Consider the following 2,174-nt stretch of genomic DNA (forward strand, 5'->3'; position numbering starts at 1 on the left):
CCGACTTCCTCGCCGCCCAGAAGTTCCTCTAGGGCCGTGACCGGAGAGGTTCACCCCCTCGCCTTTCCGGCACCGCACTGGGCAAGTCCGTCCGAGTCATCCGACCGTAGATTGCGGAGAGCGATTCCATGTCCGAGATCCTGGTGGTCGTCGACCACGCCGACGTTCCCGAGGGTGTGGCGATCAAGAAGCCGACGTACGAGATGCTCACGCTCGCGGCGCGCGTGGGCGAGCCGTCGGCGGTGTTCATCGGTCCGAAGGCCAAAGCGGCGGAGGTCGCCGACGCCGTCAGCAGGTACGGCGCACAGCGGGTGTACGTCGTCGACGACGAGGGCCTGAAGGGCTACCTGGCGGCGCCGAAGGCGGAAGCGCTCCAGCAACTCATGGAGAAGGCCTCGCAGTCCGGCGCCCTGGGCGCCGTGCTGATCGCCTCGTCCGCCGAGGGCAAGGAGGTCGCCGGCCGGCTCGCGATCAGAACCGGCTCCGGGCTGATCACCGACGCCGTCGACGTCGAGGCCTCGGACGACGGCCCGGTGACCACCCAGTCGGTGTTCGCCGGCAGTTTCACGGTCCGGGCCAGGGTCACCCGGGGCACCCCGATCATCACCGTCAAGCCCAACTCCACGGCGCCGGTGGAGGCCTACGGCGCCGGCCAGGTCGAGGAGGTGGCCGTCACCGTGTCCGAGGCCGCCCGGGCCGCCCGGATCGTGGCCTCCCGGCCTCGCGCCGCCACCGGACGCCCCGAACTGGCCGAGGCCGCGATCGTGGTCGCCGGCGGCCGCGGCACCGGCGGCGACTTCGATCCGGTCGAGGGCCTCGCCGACGTGCTCGGCGCGGCCGTGGGCGCCTCGCGGGCCGCGGTCGACTCGGGCTGGAAGCCGCACAGCCACCAGATCGGCCAGACCGGGAAGACCGTCTCCCCCCATCTCTACATCGCCGCCGGGATCTCCGGCGCCATCCAGCACCGCGCCGGAATGCAGACCTCCAGGGTCGTCGTCGCGGTGAACAAGGACGCGGAGGCTCCGATCTTCGACCTCGTCGACTTCGGCGTCGTGGGCGACCTCCACACCGTCCTGCCCGCCGTGAGCGAGGAGATCGGGCGACGCAAGGGCTGACCCGGCACAGCAATGCGGGCACGACATGACCGGCCTCCGTCGGCCCCGGCCAGGTCCCCAGGACAGCCGTCCTGGGGACCTTCTGCTGCTGGTCCCGGGCGGAGGCGGGCGTCCGCCGCACGCAAGCGCCGCCCCTGCCCGGGCGGACGGCCGGCGCTCTCCCGTGCCGTGGCTCGCCGCGCGTACCGCGGACCTTCACATCGGCGTCATCCGGCCCTTCCCTGACGTTCGACGCACTTGCCACACTCCGTAGGCGCGCTTGTGTCCCCACCGGCCGGTCCCGTCCTTGCGTACGAGAGGTGCCTCTCCCATGTCCGAAGTCAACCGGCGCCGCTTCCTCCAACTCACGGGCGCCACCACGGCGTTCACCGCCCTGTCCGGCAGCGTCGAGCGTGCCGCGGCCCTGCCCGCGCACCACCGCACGGGGTCGATCGAGGACGTGGAGCACATCGTCGTCCTGATGCAGGAGAACCGCTCCTTCGACCACTACTTCGGCTCGCTCCGCGGCGTCCGCGGCTTCGGCGACCCGCGGCCGGTCACCCTCGCGAACGGCCGCTCGGTCTGGCACCAGGCGGACGCCGCAGGCAAGGACGTGCTGCCGTTCCGCCCCGACGCCGACGACCTGGGCCTCGCCTTCGTCCAGGACCTCCCGCACGGCTGGAACGACGGCCATGCCGCCTTCGCCGACGGCCGCTACGACCGGTGGGCGCCCGCCAAGAGCGCGACGACGATGGCGTACCTGACGCGCAAGGACATCCCGTTCCACTACGCGCTCGCCGACGCCTTCACCGTCTGCGACGCCTACCACTGCTCGTTCATCGGCTCCACCGACCCCAACCGCTACTACCTGTGGACCGGCCACACGGGAAACGACGGCAAGGGCGGCGGCCCGGTCCTCGGCAACGACGAGGCGGGCTACAGCTGGACGACGTACCCCGAGCGCCTCGAACGGGCGGGCGTCTCCTGGAAGATCTACCAGGACGTCGGCGACGGCCTGGACGCGAACGGCGGCTGGGGCTGGATCCAGGACGCCTACCGCGGCAACTACGGCGACAACTC

General features: G+C 71.8%; 2 protein-coding genes. Both read left to right on the forward strand.

Annotated features, from left to right (window positions below; genetic code table 11):
• The first annotated feature begins 128 nt into the window (after positions 1-128).
• The gene (locus ABT300_RS43415) at positions 129-1,115 is read left to right on the forward strand and encodes an electron transfer flavoprotein subunit alpha/FixB family protein (protein WP_351688528.1); all 987 of its coding nucleotides are present in this window, start codon (positions 129-131) and stop codon (positions 1,113-1,115) included.
• A gap of 310 nt (positions 1,116-1,425) precedes the next feature.
• Positions 1,426-2,174: alkaline phosphatase family protein (locus tag ABT300_RS43420; RefSeq protein WP_351688531.1), on the forward strand; the 749-nt coding region annotated here is incomplete at its 3' end.

Source organism: Streptomyces sp. NPDC001027 (assembly GCF_040299045.1).
Classification (GTDB): Bacteria; Actinomycetota; Actinomycetes; order Streptomycetales; family Streptomycetaceae; genus Streptomyces.